The sequence below is a fragment of the [Clostridium] citroniae WAL-17108 genome (assembly GCF_000233455.1).
Lineage (GTDB): Bacteria > Bacillota > Clostridia > Lachnospirales > Lachnospiraceae > Enterocloster > Enterocloster citroniae.
On record NZ_JH376433.1, the window covers coordinates 19,029 to 36,706 of the forward strand.

Here is a 17,678-nt window from a genome sequence, read left to right on the forward strand (position 1 = left end):
TGGATCAAGGCCTCCGGGGTATTGCCCTGGAGGCCTTGCTTGCGTTAAAAAGGTGTTTTCCAAAAAGCAGTTCGGTATTCAGCAGGTGTCAGGCCTGTACTTTGGCGGAATAATTCTGAAAGACGGCTGGAGGTGGAATATCCCACACTTTTAGCTATTTGGCCGATCGTCAGATCACTGGTGGTCAAAAGGCACTCTGCATGGCTCACTCTTCTTTGCTGAATATAACTTGTAACAGAGCAGTGATAAACGCTCTGAAATAGAAGTTTGAATTTGGAAAGACTCATGCAGGCAAAACCGGCCAGCTTCTCCAGGGGTATTTCACCGGCATAATGGTCGTTGATATAAGCTGCGGCCAATTCGATGTGCTTTAAATCCTGCATGCTGATTTCTGCCGGTTTGGAATGTTTTGGATTGTTTTTCAGACGGGAGAGAAGCGTGGAAACCACTTCTGCAACCTTCCCCTCATAAAACAATTTTGCTGCCATTCCCTCACCACGATAATGTTCCACCTGTTTTAGAAGTATGACTAATTCCGGGAAATTCGCCTCCTGATCCAATTGGGAAAAAGCGGTAGAGGGGTTAAAATATTCTTCCGGATAATTTTCCTTCATATAATCCTTATAATAAGCCGGTGCAATACCTATCCCAACACTGCGGATCGGTATTTTTTTGTGTACCCAGATTTTATACGGTTCCTCATTGCCCGCTATGCTTTGGATGCAGCCTGCATGGATCCGTCTGTAGGGGGTAAGCTGTTCACCTGAGATGGAGTCGTAATATATGACACTTAAATATCCTGAAACATTGCTTTCTACCAGTGTATCTTTATGAAAATAAAAATCATGAATCTTGATATCGAATAAATCCTTTTCTCCATAGGCCCAAAAGCAGCCGGCCCCCATTTCAGGTGCCATTTTCCAGCATGTTCCTAATAGGCCGTAGGGGTGTTCTTCACATGAAGTAAATCCATAGAACTCCATGAGACGGGCATTCCAGTATTCCATTGTATGCTGCATTTAAGTCCTCCATTGAAACGATCAGCCATTTCTTTGAAACGATTAGCCATAAAATCGCGCAGATGATTGTATCATTTCAAATAAAGTGCTATCTTGATCATGAGGTTAGCGAATTCTAACCGCATTATATCATTATCACACAAAACCGTCAATAAGTGAAATCTTTAGACGGTGTGTGGAATGCACTACAAAACTCTCAACTATAAGAATGGAGGCGTGCTGATGTCTGAAAAAATGAATACACGGGCTATGCTGCTGAGTGACAGCCCGTGGAAGCTGGTAGCAAAACTTAGTGTTCCCGCAATTGTTGGAATGGTGGTGGTAGGGCTTTATAATTTCATGGATGGTGTTTATGTCGGGCAAATGATAGGAGATCGTGCAATGGCCGCAGTATCGGTGTCTTATCCCTTTACTTTAGCCAATACCGGGATTTCCACCCTGATCGGCGTTGGCTCTGCCTCGGTCCTGTCCAGGGCGATCGGGAAGAAGGACCAGGCTGTAATCGATAAGATCATGGGGAATTTAATTGCTCTAAACCTCATATTTTCACTTATCATTATGGCGGGTGGTATGATTTTTACAAAGCAGATTTTGATGCTTTCCGGTGCAAAAGGTGAAATCCTATCGCTTGCAACACGATACCTGCGTATTATTTTTGCCGGCAGTCTGTTTGTCAACTTTGCACAGTCGGCAAACATGATCATGCGCGGTGAAGGACTGCTTAAACGGGCCATGATGTTCAGCGCCGGTTCCGCGGTCATGAATATTATCCTTGATCCGGTTTTCATTCTCCTTCTTAATCCCTATGGGCGGGGAATTGATGGGGCCGCCTACGCAACAATTCTTTCCCAGGTCGCATATGCAGCTGCCACACTGTGGTACTTTAAAAAGAAAAGCAGGGCAGTGCGGATCCATGCTATACGTATTGAGAAAGATCTATTTCATGAAATTATCGGCGTGGGTGTATCTGCTATGCTCATGCAGGTTATGATGCTCGTACAGCAGACCGTGCTTTATAACCTTGCTGCTCAGCATGGAGGCGATACATGGCAGATTATTCTGGGGGCAACTTATCGTGTGGTTTCCTTTGCCTTCATTCCTTTGTGGGGGCTTTCACAGGGATATCAGCCGGCCGTGGGTACCAACTATGGGGCAAAGCAATATGACCGTGTAAAATACATAACCAAAATTTTTTCCATAGCAGCAACCTTGCTGGCACTCATTTTCTATTTGCCGATTATGACTGCACCCAAAGTGATCCTATCCATGTTTATAACAACTCTTTCTGTGGCAGAACAGGGAGCGGGGGCATTTCGCCTGTTTTTTATATCCTTTATCCTGTTAGGCTTCTGGATTGTGGTCCTGACTCTGATGCAGTCCCTGGGCAGGGCCACGAAGGCAAGTGTATTGGTGATCCTGCGCCAGATTGTCCTCTATATTCCTGCTGCAATTATTATGCCGCATGTGGCTGGACTGGGGGTACATGGTATATTCACAGCACCGGTGATCACGGATATGATTGTATTGATCGTAGCAATCAGGATGGCGGTAAGCGAATTTAAGAGGATGGATGGAAAACCATAGGGGAACAGATATTCGGAAGTCCTGGATTACGGAATTGCGTTTTACAAAAAGCAAGTGCAGGGTCAAAGCTCATAGCAGCACTCCGGGACAGTCCGATACTGGTCAGCCGTAGGATCAGCTGACTTATTACGCCCACGGTAACCATCATGTATATGCCCACGCCCAGACTGACAAACCAGAATTTTCTGGTGCGCAGAAAACAGCGGTAGGTCTGTGTCCCCTGCTCCGGCGGTTCACTTTCTGCCGCCAGGGCTGCCTCCTCATCCGTCAGATTATCCGGATTCTCCCCAGCCTCCTGGGGAGTGTCAGGTATAAGCATTGCTCCGATGTATAGCAGGATCATCATACAGCCAATGATTGTGATTGCCCATTCGATTCCTCCGCACACCAGGGTCAGCATGGTGATTACAATTACAATGGAAGCCGAGGCCGGATTATTTCCCATCGCCGCCCAGCCTACAACAAGCTCCTGGGATTTCTTTTTGAGCAGAGCTACAAACTGATCGGCAATGCTCTCCTGAACACAGATGACAGGCAAAGCCATGCAGTGCATACCCCCACAGCCAAAGGAGGAGTTGATGACCGCATTGACACTGTTCTCCAAATCAGCGTCTTCCAGAACCAGGGCATGGTTCTTTGCCCCACACTGGGCCTGGACACGCTTGCCGTTAGCAGCCGCCTTGGAATAGATCTCCTTGCCAACGCCGGTGGTGCCGACAAAGGTTACGGCCTTGACCCTGGGGTCGGTGAGAAGAATATCCGCTTCGTGGTGGCTGCATGTGACCAGATTCACAACGCCCTTGGGAAATCCTGCTTCAGTGTAGAATAACTCCAGGATCCGGATGGCGGTTAAGGGGGTGGGAGAAGCCTCTTGCGCCGAGGTGATCGCTATTTCTACTTCCTCCTGGGTGCAGCGCGGCACTTCGGCGATCACTTCGCCGGTGTTGGAATCGGTTACAGACATATAAATATCGGTTTTGGACTCGCGTCATTCACCATATACGCAATACTTTTTTTTTCAATAGACATTGTGATTTCCTCCTGGAATTGTTAGTTTATTTCACGCGGTATACCTGAGCGTAGTCGCAGGGGTCATTGTAGAAGGTGTGCTGTGCTCCCAGATACCGCTTGATCTTCAAATCGGCCAGATACTGTGCAATGGGCTAGTAGGTAGGCATATCGTCTGGATCAGGACGGATAAACCTGATACTGCCGGAGCAAAACGTGGTTTCCGGTTCGCGGATGGGGAAGGGATAATCCGCTGGTCTTTCCCATGCTTTGGGGTTGAATGTGACATAACTGGCATCGGCTCCGCCGCCGCTGCCAACGGCCCGGATCCCGATGACAGAGGAGAGATTGATGATTTTGCCGTGAATGTCATGTACCTTCATGTACCGGCCAAAATGCTTGCAGGTAAGCATGACTGATTTTACATTGGCATCAAACATGGCATCCCACGTATCTGCCGGGAACTCGGTTCCGGGAAATTTCTTGTTGAACCCCTGGGAGTTAACAAGAATATCAACCGTTCCCATTTTTTCCAGGGCATCTGACAGGAGAACTGTCACATCCTCCTCTTTGGAAGCATCCCCTGCATGGTATAGGATATCCGCGCCGCAGCCTGCCTTAATTTCATCCTGGGCACGCTTGAGGGAATCTTCCCTGCGGCTGGATATCATCACCTGGGCACCGGCTTCGGGAAATTGATGTTAGAAAGGGGCCGATTTCTTATCACATTTAATAATTCTCAAACAATTCTCAATCATTCCAATAACAATCATGGGATACAATGCAATCATCCAGTGAGAAATCACTAAAAAATGTACGCTGGCGTACACAAAACAAAAATGGAGGATCATTTCATGGAAAAGAAAAACTTTGTATCACTGATCATGGGAACTGTTGGAGGGATTTTATTCGGGATCGGCATGTGCATGTGCCTGTTACCTGAGTGGAACGCATTTAGGCAGGGGATTCTGGTATCGGCCGTTGGCGCGGTTGTGCTGCTGGCAATGCTGTCCGTGCGCCGCAAAATGGAGGGAAAACCTGCGATACAGCTGAATGCCAAAGCGGTGGGATCTGTGGTACTCGGCATTGCAGGCGCCCTGGTGCTTGGCAGCGGTATGTGCTTGACAATGGTATGGAACATGCTGGTACCTGGTATTGTCATAGGAATTGTGGGTATTGTTTTGCTGCTGTGTTTAATCCCAATCTGTAAAGGTTTGAAATAATACGCTAAAGTCAAAAACGGAAGCAAAAAACATCTGGCAGAGGAGAGGAAGACTCATTAGAAAGAGGTACATGTCAGGCCAAGAATGAATTTTAACAATTCTCAAACAAAAGGTATGGTATACTCTATATAAAAGTAATATTGTCATACGGAATGGAAGGAGATGTTACTATGGTCCATATCTTAATCGTGGAGGATGATTCTGAACTGAATCGGTTTGTATGTTCTTATTTGAATAACAGCGGTTTTATAACTAAGGGATGTTTAAATGCCCGGGATGCGTATGATGAAATGTATAACACGTTATATGACCTGATCATATCGGATATTATGATGCCGGAAATTGACGGGTTTGAATTTGCCAGAACCGTCCGGCAGGTAAATAAGACAATCCCCATCCTGTTTATGTCTGCAAAGGATGACTTGAATTCCAAGCAAAAAGGATTTCAGTTTGGGATTGACGATTATATGGTAAAACCCATCGAGGTGGAGGAACTGCTTTTGCGTGTGCGTGCCCTGCTCCGCCGGGCCAATATAGAGGTGGAGAGAAAGATAACCATCGGCAACCTGACATTGGATGCGGATGCGGTGACCGCTGTTGTAGATGGAACAGAGCTTCCGGTTACAACCAGAGAGTTTAATATTCTGTATAAACTGCTGTCTTATCCCAATAAGACATTTTCCAGAGGGCAGCTGATGGATGAATTCTGGGGATTGGAGAGCGATATCGGGCTGCGGGCAGTTGATGTATATATCACGGGAATCCGAAAGAAATTTTCCGCATGTGATGGCTTTTCACTGAAAACAGTCCGCGGACTTGGATATAAGGCGGTGCTGCAATGAAAGACAAGCCTGCCGAGCTAAGCTATAAAAGAAGCCTGTTTTCCATCAAGTCATATTTTTTTTATTTTCTGATCATTACATTTGCCATCACCTGCTGTCTGCTGCTATTTTTGAGCCATCTTGAACCGGACTATGGAAGTGTCCGTGAAAGCGCTAAACTGACAGCCATGAATGTTGTGCTGATCAGCCTGATCTTAACGGTTTTAGATGGGATCTACCGTAAGATAACGCTGGAGTATCCGATGAAACGGATTTTAAAAGCCTCCCAGAAATTGATAGGAGGCGATTACTCTGTCCGGATCCCTCTTGCCCATGATTTTGACAATACCAATGAACTTGATGTGTTAATTGAAAATTTTAACCGGATAGCAGAGGAACTGTCCGGGGTGGAAACGTTGCGCACCGACTTTGTTTCCAATGTATCCCATGAAATAAAAACTCCGCTGTCAGTCATTCAAAACTATGCTTCTTTATTGCAAAATGCAGAGCTTTCGGAAGAAAAAAAGAAAGAGTATGCAGGGGCGATAGTGGATGCATGCCGCAGACTGACAGGGCTCATCACCAATATCTTAAAGCTGAACAAGCTGGAAAACCAGCAGATTTTTCCGGAAACAAAGGAGTTTGATTTAGATACCCAGCTGTCTGAGTGTATCATACGTCTTGATAATGTGCTGGAACGGAAAGATCTGGAGGTAGAGGCGGATATAGAGGAACGGGTAAAAGTAAAGTCTGATGAGGAATTGCTTGACCTGGTCTGGAATAATCTTTTGTCCAATGCCATAAAATTCACACCGCCGGGAGGAAAAATCACAGTCAGTTTAAAATCAGATAACACAATGGCAGTGATAAAAATATCAGATACAGGCTGCGGAATCAGCAATGAGGTGGGAAAACGCATGTTTGAAAAGTTTTATCAGGGGGACAGCTCCCATGCCACCCAGGGAAACGGCCTGGGGCTTGCTCTGGTAAAACGGGTGGTGGATATTGTCGGAGGCGATATATCCATAGAGAGTAAACTGGGAGAGGGGAGCACATTCACCGTGCGGCTGAAAAAGATCCCGTCCGGAGGGCGGGGGAATCAGTCATCGCCGGAAAAATGAACATAGGGTTGGAGGTTTATTTTTATGGAAGAGAATGAGAAAAAATTCATATATACTTACTCCGCGGGAGAACAGGAGGAGATCAAACAGATTCGTCAGAAATATCTTCGTCCGGAAGAAAATAAGATGGAGCAGCTGAGAAAACTGGACGAAAGCGCAACAAAAAAGGGTATGGCAGTTTCACTGGTTTTGGGAATCGCCAGCACACTTTTTCTTGGCATTGGCATGTGCTGCACAATGGTATGGGCGGATACTATGTTTATTCCCGGCATTGGGATTGGCCTTCTGGGCATTGCCGGAATCGGGGCCTCATTTCCCCTGTACCGGTGTATTACAAAAAGACAGAGGGAGAAGCTGGCGCCTAAGATCATGGAGCTTACAAATGAGCTGATGAAATAAAAATACCAGCATAATAAATCAAAAAATAAAAAAGGTTCGGACATGAAGAAAATAGATTTATCGCAAGGTAATATCAGAAAGCTGGTGGTACGGACCGCGGTTCCCATGGTTGTCGCACAGTTTGTCAGTATGCTTTACAATATTGTTGACCGTATTTTTGTGGGAAGGATACCGGGGATCGGAGCAGTAGCCCTGGGCGGTATTGCCCTTGTTTGGATCCACCGAAGCAAATCTTCCCTATGCAGTCCAATATGTGAGAATCATCAGCATGGGCATTCCCTTCTCCATGCTGATAACGGGAATGAATGTTTTTATTAATACCCAGGGGAAAACATTCATTGGTATGATTTCCGTGATCATCGGTGCCGTGATCAACATTGTATTAGACGCGGTGTTTATTCTGGTCATGGACATGGGAGTGGCAGGAGCTGCATGGGCCACAGTGATCGGTCAGGCGGTATCGGCAGCCTGGGTGGTTGGATATCTGATATCCTCCCGCTCGGTAATCCGCCTGAGAAGGTGCAATCTGATACCTGATCGACAGACTCTTGGCAGCATTGTGGCATTGGGGATCTCTAACTTTATCACAACCGGGGCGGAAAGTCTTGTCAATATTATTTTAAACCATTCTTTGAGAAAATATGGCGCAGCCGCGCTGTCCGGCTTTGCCATTGACGGGGCCACGCTTGCAATCTCCGTGGGAACGATCGTTACCGCGACTTCCTCCTTTATACGGCAGCCGGTCAATGGTTTCTGCCAGGGCCTGCAGCCGGTTATAAGCTATAATTACGGCGCGGGGAGACAAGACCGGGTCCGCCAGGCCATTACCTGTTCCATTGTTATAACAACCGTTTACGCTGCGGTCCTGTGGCTGCTTCTGATGGCTGTTCCCGGAAGCTTTTCCAAAATGTTTACGGAGAGCGGTGAGGTGATCGCGGTTTCCAAAAACCTGATCCGAATTTATGTCTTTGGCATGCTGTTCTCCGGTGTGCAGTCCACGCTGATCCAGTCCTTTATTGCCAGAGGGATGAAAAAACAATCCCTGCTTGTATCTGCGTTCAGTAAATGCTTGTATGTGCCCGTTCTCTTGATCCTTCCGGCATTGGTAAAACCGGCTTACAGTGTGCTGGCGATCTATGGGGCTCAGGCGATCACAGATGTAATCGGCGTTCTGTTTATTGCAATACTTGCAATGCTATCAGATGGTAAGGCGCCTTCCGCCATATCCCAGGCTGCACCTGCGAACATAATCAGGGACATGTATATGTTGGAGTTTTTAGATCTGCCAGAGCCTTATAGGGAATATGATTTGAAAAAGGCCATTTTGAAGAACATGAAAAAGTTTTTACTGGAATTTGGCAGGGATTTTATTTTTATGGGAGAAGAATATCATCTTCAAGTAGGAAAGAACGACTATTATACGGATTTAATCTTTTTTCATAGGGAACTACAATGCCTTGTTGCAATTGAGTTGAAAATTGATGATTTCAAACCGGAATACCTGGGAAAAATGCAGTTCTATCTGGAAGCGTTAGACCAGGATGTAAAGAAGCCCCATGAAAATCCCAGCGTTGGCATTATTCTTTGCAAGAGCAAGGACGAGGACGTTGTTGAATATGCCCTGAGCCGGAACATGAGTCCAACCATGATTTCCGAATATCGGACGAAACAAGTATCAATTTTCAATATATGCTTGACAAATCACTTATGTTATGCAACAGTAGTTATACAACATAAGTGACGCGAAAGCTGGAAGGAGAAACTAATATGCCACCAAAAGCAAAAATCACAAAAGAAAAGATATTGAATACTGTTTTAGAAATCACAAAAGAAACCGGCTTTGAAACGGTAAACGCAAGAAGTATTGCCAATAAATTGCAATGTTCTACTCGACCAATTTTCACTTGCTATGAAAATATGGATGAACTAAAAAAGGATTTTCTTAATTTTGCGTATAAATACTATGAACAGTTTGTTACATCTTATCGTGACTCGGAAAAAATCAATTCTTCTTTAGTTTACCCACTATCATACATTGAATTTGCTCAAGATGAAACCTATTTATTTAAGTTTTTGTTCATAGATGATATGGACTTAAATATGTCAAAAACAACAGATTTTTATAAAGAAGAAGATAATGAAAAAAGAGCTAATGACTTTTCTGAATCTATCGGAATCAGATTAGAAAAAGCAAAAACAATTTTTTTGGATTTATTTTTATACTCTCATGGTATTGCTGTTCTTACGGCAACAAAGAAAATGAAGCTGGATAAAGATAGCGCTCAAAAAATGGTGATAAACGTATTATCCATTTTGATAAAGCAAGAAAAACCTGATTGGCATTTAGAAATATAATTTTACTAGATTAAACGCAAAGGAGGTTCGTTAGGTGCAATCAAATCAATACTTAATTGACTTTTATAGCAATTATGATGAGGAAAAACGGTTGCTATTAAAGCATGGCTCTGTTGAATTTCTTACCACTATGCGTTACATTGAAAAATATGTAACACCTGGCAATCATATACTTGAAATCGGAGCTGGAACAGGAAGGTATTCACATGCATTGGCTCGCCAAGGCCATGCTATTGATGCAGTAGAATTAGTAGAGCATAATATAGAAATCTTCCGTAAAAATACACAACCAGGTGAAAACATAACTATTACACAAGGTAATGCCATTAATTTATCTGCTTTTTCTGATAACACATATGATATTACCCTGATTTTGGGACCACTTTATCATTTATACAATGTCACAGATAAACGGCAGGCTTTAAGGGAAGCGATTCGCGTAACAAAACCGGGAGGAATTGTTTTTGCTGCTTATGTTATATCAGATGGCTGCCTCCTTGATGAAGGATTTATGCATGGCAATATCAATGTTGCTGAATATATAAAAAATGGTCTGCTCGATTCAAAAACATTTGCTGCAAAATCTGAGCCAAAAGATTTATTTGAACTTGTTCGTAAAGAAGATATTGATCACATAATGTCTGTATTCTCTGTAAATCGTTTACATTATGTAGCAGCGGATGGTACCGCATTACTTATGCGTGACGCCATAGATAAAATGAATCAAGATACTTTTGAATTATATTTAAAGTATCATTTCGCTACTTGTGAGCGAATGGATTTAATAGGTATAACAAGCCATGCGATTGATATATTTAGAAAACCTACATAAATAACTCAAACCAACATTATATAGCTATGAAATAAATTACATAGATTTATAAAATTCCTACCGCTATAACGGTGAAAGAAAAAAACGTCCTTGCGGAGGTATTTCGTGTTGCTTCTTAAAAAAGAGGCGGCGGTTTTGAAGAAATTCAGACCGCCGTTTTCTTTTTGAAAAAAAGAATATAGAGGGTGTATTAAATCGTCAATGATGCCGCCGACTTCGCTGGGACAAACGGCTGTTATCTTTATCAGGGCCGGGCTGTGAAGGAGGATAAGGACAGGAGCCTGAAAGACCAGATACTTGTTATCGCTCCCCATGAAGGGCTTGTTTCTTCCGACACATGGCTGAAATGCCGGAAAAAGCTGATGGCGAATATCACCTTCCAGAACGGAAGGAAGGCCCGGAATACATGGCTGGCCGGAAAGGTCAAATGCGGGAAATGCGGTTATGCTTTAAAAGTCACCCGCAGCCCTTCCGGTTATGAATACCTCCGGTGCAATAAACGCTCTGACCACAAGGGCTGCCCGGGGTGCGGCACTCTCCGCAAGGCAGAATTTGAGCAATTCATTTTCACGGCTATGGGAGAAAAATTCCGGGAGTTCAAACACCTCCGGGGCGGCAGCGAAAAGGCCAACCCGAAACTGACCGCCTATCAGGTGGAGCTTGCATAGGTAGAGGCGGAAATTGAAAAACTTCTTGATACGCTGACCGGGGCAAATGCAACCCTGCTTGCCTACGCCAGTGTCTTTTGGTGATGGAGAGCCGGATCCCAGGCTGATGAATGGGATTTCCGGCGCCGCAGTCTGTGGGACCGTATCGCTGATTGGAATTTATATGATATATTCTTCCGGCAGACAAAAAAGAAACGAATGATTAATATCTCTCAAACAGGATCATGACAAAACGGGAATAATGGTATGATAACTTCCTCTATGGCAGTACTCTTGGAGTCTCCTCGCAAATCTGAGCACCAGGAGATTCCGAGAGAATACTGAAAATTCAGAGGAGGAATGTTTATATGGGGAAGCAGATGGCGGAGAGGGAATGTGTCTGAGAGGGGCGTGAATGAGAGGAAATCACATGCTCTATCCGATCCACCGCCCCAAAGTTTCCATAAGCAGTTCCACATCAATGGGTTTTGCAATGTGGTCATTCATTCCCGCACTGTGGGCTTTTCCTATATCGGATGCAAATGCATTGGCTGTCAGGGCCAGGATCGGTATGGTATGGGCGTCCTCATGTTCCAGGGCGCGGATCGCTTTTGTTGCATTGTAACCATCCATGACGGGCATTTGGATATCCATCAGAATGCAGGCATATTCTCCGGGAGCAGAGGTTTTAAACCGGTCCACTGCCATGAGACCATTATCCGCTGTGTCGATCAAAAGGCCATGGGCCTTAAGCAGTTCCATTGCAATCTCGCGGTTGAGTTCATTATCCTCTGCCAGCAGAAGCTTTTTACCGTTTAAGGCAGCATTTGGCCGTGTGTGCATGGCGCTCCGGGATTCAGAACGGTCGTTTCTGCGGAATTTTTGGAAAGCATATACTATTTTTGATTTAAATAAAGGTTTTGTGATAAAGGCATCTGCGCCTGCCAGCCGGAACTTATCCTCAATCTCAGAAAAGTCGTAGGCGGAAATAATGATAATGGGCATATCCGGGCCAACCCTTGTGCGGATCAGCTTCAGGGTTTCCAGACCGTCAATATCGGGCATGATCCAATCCAGGATCACTGCAAAAAAGTCATCCGACTGTTCATGGGCCTTAACAACACGGTCCACGGCTTCCCTGCCGGACAGAACCCAGCTGCACTGCATTCCCAGTTCATTCAGGATTTCTGAAACACTTTCACATATGGCCTGGTCGTCATCCGCCACCAAAACAGGCAGTCCGGCCAGTTCCCCGTCATCTGTTTCCGGCTCACTGCACAGATCAAAGGTAACGGCAACCACAAACTGGCTGCCTTTTCCCGGAGTGCTTTTCACCTCGATGGTGCCGTTCATCATGCGTACGATATTCTGTGTGATCGCCATTCCAAGGCCAGTGCCCTGGATATTGTTGATCCTGGCGTCATCTGCCCGGGAGAATGGTTCAAAGACATGGGAGATGAAGTCCTCATGCATTCCGATCCCTGAGTCGGTGACCACGAAAGAATACTGTCCCTTGCCCTTTGCAAAAGACGGGGTTTCCTGGATCCGCAGCCCGATGTTCCCGCCTTCAGGCGTATATTTGACGGCGTTGGAGAGTAGATTTACAAGCACCTGCTGCAGGCGTCCCTTGTCTGTCACCACATGTTCATGGCGGACCCGATTGGCATTTACCTGCAGTGTCTGATATTTTTCCGCTACCAGAGGGCGGAATACATCCATCACATCTTCGATCAGCTTGGGAAGGGAGACTTCCTCATATATCAGATCGATCTTCCCGCTTTCAATCTTGGACATATCCAGAACCTCATTGATCAGATTCAGCAGATGGCGGCTGGAGGTGTTGATCTTTGCAAGGCAGTCCTGTATTTTATCTGGTGAGTTCAGATTTGACTGTGCAATGACCGACATGCCTATGATGGCATTCATAGGTGTACGGATATCATGGGACATGGAGGAGAGGAAGTTGGTTTTTGCATCACTGGCAATCCGGGCTGTCTTACAGGCATCCTCCAGCACCTGCCTCTGTCTCGCCTGCTCCATGCGCTCCTTGGTTACGTCAAGGCCCACGCTGTAATAGGAGGGGATGCCGTCCCAGCTGTCCTGGGCACTGACAAAGCTGAAGGACAGTGCCAGTATTTTGAGAGCGCCATGATAAGTGACAATACGCCCTTCGGCCGCTGTGGGTTTTCCGGTCACCCTTGACTGATCCATAATATCAGTTATATGGACAATATCATCCGGGTGCACATAGGTACACTGGGAATGCAGCACCTGCTCAAATTCATTCCCTGTATAGCCGATCAGGTCCAGGAAGCCGCCGCCATACCAGAGGATTGTCCTCATATCTCTGGCATCCACCCGCGCAAATCCGCCATGGACACTGTTGATCAGCGCATCCCGCTCCTGGTCCTTTTTAGCCAGTTTATACTCCGCGCTGAACATATCATGGGAGAGTTCCAGCCGTGCCCGGTGCCCCTTCCAGCCGATCTCCAGATTCTTGATCATAAATGTCCGGCCCAGAGTGGGATTATAGAACTCCCACTTATAAAAATTATCTTTGTTCAGTTTGCAGTTGGTGCAGAAAGGGCAGGGGGAGGTACGTCCCTGGATCACTTCATAACACTTACGGCCAACTGTTTTCGCTGCCGGCATGCCAAGAACCTCGCAGGAAGTATGATTCAGATAAAGAAGCTCATATGTATCCATATCACTGACATAGGCATTTCCTTCGTATGTATCCAGCACCGATTGGAAGCAATGGTGCTGCTGTTGGCATAGCCGGGCCTGTTCTTCTTTTTCAAAGGCCAGCGCGTTTACATCGGCTAATTCCAATTGGAGCACCGGGCTCCTTGCTGCCGGATCCGCGGTTATGGTCCCCAGAAGGCGTACCCAGGAAAAACCATCTGCCTTCCGGGGCAGCCGGATGGTCATATCAAGATTAGGATCACCTGTGGAGGCTGCCTGAGCCGCCTCATGGCGTATTGCTGTGAAATCATCGGGAAACGGACGGTAGTACTCCTCCAGACTTGAGAAGAGATGATAAAATCCTTCCATTGTATATCCTGTAAGGCGGAAAAAGCCGGAGTTCCCCCATAAAATTGTTAAGGAGTCATCCAACAAACAGCAGATAACACCGACCTTTAATAAATCGATTCCTGCAGGACATGTTCTTCCTGACAACTGCGGCGGATCAGAATCCCTTCGTTTGTATCTTTTTTTGATATCCATTGTTTGGCCACCCGTCCTAAAAACTGCAATTCTATGTTCACATACCTAATTATTGCCATAAGTATAACAAAAGAAATAAAAAATAGCAAGGGGTGTCTTGGGGTCCAGGATGCTGCAGATTCTTGCTGTTTTTATTATGGTTGTTGGGGTGCAGTGAGTTATCTGTCATCATTTGGAACTTTAGATTGGCCTGGTTTGGTATTTTAATCACTTCTTCCTTTCCTAAGATTTGAAAGAGTTCTTTGCTTTGCGTACAAGCCTTTGTGCACAAGCCTTTTGTTCCAGGGTCAGGTAACTTTACCTAAAGGTCAGGGATCAGAAGTCTTTCTGCTTCTCCGATTCCCAGCCGGACCAGTTTAGTGATTGCAAGACGGAACTCATGGATCATGAGTGCTTCCAGATCACCGGAAAAACGGATGGGATCCCTGTCTTTCAGGGACTGGAGTAAGGTCTTATAATATGAGAGACAGAAATCGGTCTGTCCCTCATCTTCTTTCCACATACTGCGCAGGCCATATCCCCAGAAGAGCTGCTTTAAAAGCTCGCTGTAAACAGTACGGACCGCCCGGTAAGGGGCAAACTGCCTTAACAGGTCAAGGGCGTCATAAGCAATAAGATGATACATCTGACGCGCTTCCATTGTAGTCAGGAATTCTATGCTTTTCTGCATTTGTTCTGCATCTAAGGATGATATTGTAAGTTCTGAAACCTCTTTACAGGACAGTGTTAAGATCTGCAGGCTCTGCGCCATATCCAAGAGACGTTTGCGGACCACCGGGTTATCAAAGTCGCAGTTACCCGCCGTCTCATGAAAAGGAAGGACCTTGGTTCCGATTCGTTTCATGGACTTGACCGCGCCAACGCCGTTGAGCAGGGAGAGGGTGCGGCGTACTGTGCTCACAGACACATTCCTCTCTTTGGACAGTCTGTTAAGGGAGGGCAGCAGCGTATCCACCGGATAACGGCCAAGGCTGATGTCGATCAGCAGGTCCATGGCAAGGGAATAGCAGATCTGTGACGCCTTTTTATAGGAATTCCAAGTAAAGGAAATCTCATCCTGCGGCGGCAGTGTGATCCGTTCCTTATAAAATTCACATAAGGACACAGACAGGAAATCCTGGGCCTGACAGATCAATTCCCTGAGAGGATCCCAGTCCTGGTTAAGACAAAAGTCCAGGGACCGGGGAGCAAATTCGTTGACGGCATAATCACACCATGGATTGTCCGGCACACATAAAAAAGGAGCTTCAAAAAACATATAGACCTGCCAGAGGAGCCGGGTAAGTAGGTCGTTGCCCAGGGAATCGTATGCCTGCATCATATGGTTAAATGCTATAAAAGGCTGCAGGCCATGATGCCTCTTTCGTTCCATCATATTGGTGTAAATCTCCCCTGGGGCATTTTTCAGGCCGATCCACTGGGCGTTGGTAAAGAGCGGACGCAAAGATCTGCTCAGATCGACCAATGCGCTCTTTCTAGGGGAAAAGAAAAGCTGGACATGCTGTTCTATTTCCTGTTCCCCGTAATCCCTAATGACGGTTGACCCCACATTCTGGGACAGGGTAACATATCCCTCCTGTTCCAACTGGAGATAAGCGCTGCGTATGGTATCCAGTGATACAAGGAAGTTTTCAGTGTTGTTTTCCATTGTGGGGAGAACATCGCCAAAGCGATAGGCGCCAAATTGTATATGTGTCTTCAGAACATCATATACAATTTGGCACCGTTCCATATCATTTTTCACGTATTCACCTCGTTTTAACTATTTAATATACCATAGCAAGTATAACATGATTGCGGTTACTTGTAAAACATTGCTATTCCCAATAAAATTTGGTATACTGGAAGCATTATTATGTATGTGAACATAGGGGAATAAAATCTGCAGTGATTCAGCCCGGACGGCGTGAGAGGAGTATTCCGGCAATGACAAAGGATACAGGGATTTCCATGGACCAGCTAGAGTCCATATTGGATCATTCACCAACAGCCATTATTATCAGTTCTCTGGACAACCGGGAGCTTCTTTATGCAAATAAAGCTGCGCGTTCCAGAATATCAAAAAAGGGAAAGGACAGGCCTTTGACCTGTTATCAGGCGTTTGGATATGACAGTCCCGCTCATATGGATGACAGGAAGATGCTGGAGGACTGCCTGCAAAAGATTACTGTATCCAGCAGGCATTTACTAAGCCTGGTAAATGATGTGCTGGATATGAGCCGGATCGAGCAGTCCAGGATATCACTGAACCATATGAAGCTTCTGCTTCCCGATATCGTGGACCAGCTGACTGCGATCCTGATCCCCCAGGCCAGGGAGCAGGGCGTGCGGCTGTCTGTTTGCCTGGAGCAGGTTTCCCATACCGCTTTTTACGGTGACTCACTGAGGATCAATCAGATTCTGATCAATCTGTTGAGCAACGCGATTAAGTTTACCCCTGCTGGCGGCAGGGTGGATTTTTTTGTGGAAGAGTTTGCGCCTGATCATGCACCGGCGGATGCAGGGCGGATGCAGAGGCGGAAGAACCTGCAACGGATCATACGCAGGCGGATATACGGTACCGGTTTACCGTGCAGGACACGGGAATTGGAATGAGCGGAGAATTCCTGAAGCATATTTTTGAACCATTTACCCGGGAACAGGCAGCGGCACAGATCGAAGGCACCGGTTTGGGGTTAAGCATTGCAAAGAGACTGGTTGATATAATGGGAGGCGAAATCTCAGTGGAGAGCAGGATCGGACAGGGCAGCAGATTTACCGTGGAACTGGAGTTTGAAAAGGCAGAACCTTCTTTAAACGTGAACGCGGACAAGGGAGAGACCTCTGATTCCAAGATGACGGACCTATTGACCGGACGCCGCTTTCTGGTGGCCGAGGATAATGAGATCAATGCTGAAATCCTCCGCGAACTCCTTTATATGGAAGGGGCCTCCTGTGTACGCAGGGAAGACGGAGTCCGGACGGTGGAAGCCTTCCGATCAGCAGAACCAGGGACCTATGATGCCATACTGATGGATATCCAGATGCCTGGAATGAACGGATATGAAGCAACCCGCGCAATCCGCAGCCTGGACCGTAGGGATGCAAAGGAGGTACCGATCATAGCTATGACAGCCAATGCCTTTGCGGAAGATGTCCAGGCGGCATTGGAGGCAGGGATGAATGCCCATGTGGCAAAATCCATTGACATGGATCTGCTGCGGGCCGCCTTAGGTAAGGTGTTCTGACACAGGGCAAATACACACCACCAATGGGCATTATTAATAAAAGTGTATTGATGCATTAAATCTGGATCCGGATATAAAGATAGTGATCGATCAACTGCTGGCAGAGAGGGATGGGATGAATATGGAGAAAACATCCCTTGCATATTGGGCGGGGATGATGGATGCCATTATTATTTTACGGAATATGGATATCATTACCCTGGCGTAACTTGTT

Annotated in this window: 15 protein-coding genes and 2 pseudogenes; 12 read left to right on the plus strand and 5 right to left on the minus strand. The window is 46.1% G+C overall.

The window, feature by feature from the left end; all coding sequences use genetic code 11:
- Nucleotides 1-44: 44 nt before the first annotated feature.
- Nucleotides 45-983 (minus strand): helix-turn-helix domain-containing protein, encoded by a 939-nt coding sequence (locus HMPREF9469_RS28630; RefSeq protein WP_242827954.1) that lies wholly within the window; start codon nucleotides 981-983, stop codon nucleotides 45-47.
- A 258-nt stretch (nucleotides 984-1,241) separates the two neighbouring features.
- Here HMPREF9469_RS28630 and HMPREF9469_RS28635 point away from each other — a divergent pair, with 258 nt between their 5' ends.
- A complete protein-coding gene (locus tag HMPREF9469_RS28635; RefSeq protein ID WP_007870809.1) occupies nucleotides 1,242-2,603 on the plus strand; it encodes an MATE family efflux transporter in 1,362 nt (453 codons plus the stop codon).
- On the opposite strand, the gene HMPREF9469_RS33610 is transcribed toward HMPREF9469_RS28635, so the two are convergent.
- Together HMPREF9469_RS33610 and HMPREF9469_RS28645 are read right to left on the minus strand one after the other, a co-directional pair.
- A complete protein-coding gene (locus HMPREF9469_RS33610; RefSeq protein ID WP_007870813.1) occupies nucleotides 2,578-3,567 on the minus strand; it encodes an aldehyde dehydrogenase family protein in 990 nt (329 codons plus the stop codon). The two genes, HMPREF9469_RS28635 and HMPREF9469_RS33610, sit on opposite strands and share 26 nt — an antisense overlap.
- Before the next feature lie 199 nt (nucleotides 3,568-3,766).
- Nucleotides 3,767-4,297, minus strand: a pseudogene (locus tag HMPREF9469_RS28645) (SDR family NAD(P)-dependent oxidoreductase); the annotation flags it as partial.
- Between the two features lie 168 nt (nucleotides 4,298-4,465).
- Here HMPREF9469_RS28645 and HMPREF9469_RS28650 point away from each other — a divergent pair.
- The 9 genes and pseudogenes from HMPREF9469_RS28650 to HMPREF9469_RS33215 form a co-directional block, all read left to right on the plus strand.
- Nucleotides 4,466-4,834 carry a hypothetical protein gene (locus tag HMPREF9469_RS28650; RefSeq protein ID WP_007870816.1) on the plus strand — a complete coding sequence of 123 codons (369 nt, stop codon included), beginning with the start codon at nucleotides 4,466-4,468 and terminating at the stop codon, nucleotides 4,832-4,834.
- Nucleotides 4,835-5,004: 170 nt separating this feature from the next.
- Nucleotides 5,005-5,676 carry a response regulator transcription factor gene (locus tag HMPREF9469_RS28655; RefSeq protein WP_007870818.1) on the plus strand — a complete coding sequence of 224 codons (672 nt, stop codon included), beginning with the start codon at nucleotides 5,005-5,007 and terminating at the stop codon, nucleotides 5,674-5,676.
- Complete coding sequence (locus HMPREF9469_RS28660) at nucleotides 5,673-6,776, plus strand: HAMP domain-containing sensor histidine kinase (protein ID WP_007870820.1); 1,104 nt, start codon at nucleotides 5,673-5,675, stop codon at nucleotides 6,774-6,776. Before HMPREF9469_RS28655 ends, HMPREF9469_RS28660 begins: the two co-directional genes overlap by 4 nt.
- Before the next feature lie 24 nt (nucleotides 6,777-6,800).
- Nucleotides 6,801-7,175: a hypothetical protein gene (locus tag HMPREF9469_RS28665; protein ID WP_007870822.1), complete on the plus strand. Its 375-nt coding sequence runs from the start codon at nucleotides 6,801-6,803 to the stop codon at nucleotides 7,173-7,175.
- A gap of 42 nt (nucleotides 7,176-7,217) precedes the next feature.
- A complete protein-coding gene (locus HMPREF9469_RS32550; RefSeq protein ID WP_007870824.1) occupies nucleotides 7,218-7,493 on the plus strand; it encodes a hypothetical protein in 276 nt (91 codons plus the stop codon).
- On the plus strand, nucleotides 7,429-8,916 hold the full coding sequence (locus HMPREF9469_RS31680; protein WP_166461766.1) for a PDDEXK nuclease domain-containing protein: 1,488 nt from the start codon (nucleotides 7,429-7,431) through the stop codon (nucleotides 8,914-8,916). Before HMPREF9469_RS32550 ends, HMPREF9469_RS31680 begins: the two co-directional genes overlap by 65 nt.
- Nucleotides 8,917-8,942: 26 nt before the next feature.
- Entirely contained in the window at nucleotides 8,943-9,530 is a 588-nt protein-coding gene (locus tag HMPREF9469_RS28675) for a TetR/AcrR family transcriptional regulator (RefSeq protein WP_007870829.1), read from the plus strand.
- Between the two features lie 34 nt (nucleotides 9,531-9,564).
- Nucleotides 9,565-10,362 carry a class I SAM-dependent methyltransferase gene (locus HMPREF9469_RS28680; protein WP_007870831.1) on the plus strand — a complete coding sequence of 266 codons (798 nt, stop codon included), beginning with the start codon at nucleotides 9,565-9,567 and terminating at the stop codon, nucleotides 10,360-10,362.
- A gap of 194 nt (nucleotides 10,363-10,556) precedes the next feature.
- A pseudogene (locus HMPREF9469_RS33215) lies at nucleotides 10,557-11,105 on the plus strand (recombinase zinc beta ribbon domain-containing protein); the annotation flags it as partial.
- 339 nt (nucleotides 11,106-11,444) lie between these two features.
- Here HMPREF9469_RS33215 and HMPREF9469_RS28690 read toward each other — a convergent pair.
- A complete protein-coding gene (locus HMPREF9469_RS28690) occupies nucleotides 11,445-14,237 on the minus strand; it encodes a response regulator (protein ID WP_007870835.1) in 2,793 nt (930 codons plus the stop codon).
- Nucleotides 14,238-14,538: 301 nt separating this feature from the next.
- Nucleotides 14,539-15,981: a GntR family transcriptional regulator gene (locus HMPREF9469_RS28695; protein ID WP_007870836.1), complete on the minus strand. Its 1,443-nt coding sequence runs from the start codon at nucleotides 15,979-15,981 to the stop codon at nucleotides 14,539-14,541.
- A gap of 182 nt (nucleotides 15,982-16,163) precedes the next feature.
- Here HMPREF9469_RS28695 and HMPREF9469_RS33220 point away from each other — a divergent pair, with 182 nt between their 5' ends.
- Both HMPREF9469_RS33220 and HMPREF9469_RS33225 read left to right on the plus strand, forming a co-directional pair.
- Entirely contained in the window at nucleotides 16,164-16,832 is a 669-nt protein-coding gene (locus HMPREF9469_RS33220) for a sensor histidine kinase (protein WP_007870837.1), read from the plus strand.
- On the plus strand, nucleotides 16,829-17,464 hold the full coding sequence (locus HMPREF9469_RS33225; RefSeq protein ID WP_007870841.1) for an ATP-binding response regulator: 636 nt from the start codon (nucleotides 16,829-16,831) through the stop codon (nucleotides 17,462-17,464). Before HMPREF9469_RS33220 ends, HMPREF9469_RS33225 begins: the two co-directional genes overlap by 4 nt.
- Nucleotides 17,465-17,678 lie beyond the last annotated feature (214 nt).